The sequence below is a fragment of the Psychroserpens luteolus genome, assembly GCF_021032705.1.
GTDB lineage: Bacteria > Bacteroidota > Bacteroidia > Flavobacteriales > Flavobacteriaceae > Psychroserpens > Psychroserpens luteolus.
In genome coordinates this window covers 1-393 of the sequence record NZ_JAHVXI010000032.1, presented here as the reverse complement: position 1 = coordinate 393, position 393 = coordinate 1, and the positions used below count along the sequence as shown (strand labels likewise).

Sequence of the window (393 nt, the reverse complement as noted above, 5' to 3'; positions counted from 1 at the left end):
TATGGCGGTGGCGATGATCAACGTCGCCATGCCGGGCCTGCCGATCCCTGTGATCATCGCGATTGCAGTTCTGCTTGGTGCGGTAATGGGTGCGATCAACGGGGTTTTGGTCTGGAAATTGGCGATCCCGCCGATCGTTGTGACCCTCGGCACGATGACCATCTTTCGGGGTATTATTTTTCTGATTTCAGACGGCAAATGGGTGAATTCTCATGAGATGTCACCAGCCTTCACCGACTTCCCCCGCATAGTTCTATTGGGTCTGCCTGTGTTGTCCTGGGCCGCGATCATCACGATCATTTTGTTCGGGATCATGATGGCGCGCACGCAGTTCGGTCGGTCCATTTTCGCAGTGGGCGGGAACCCCCATGCGGCCGTGTACACAGGCATCGA

The 393-nt window shown here is 56.0% G+C and carries 1 protein-coding gene; it reads left to right on the top strand.

Annotated elements, in window-relative coordinates; genetic code table 11:
* Window positions 1-393, top strand: a 393-nt coding sequence (locus KWG70_RS17710) for an ABC transporter permease (RefSeq protein WP_394801643.1), incomplete at both ends; no start/stop codon positions are given.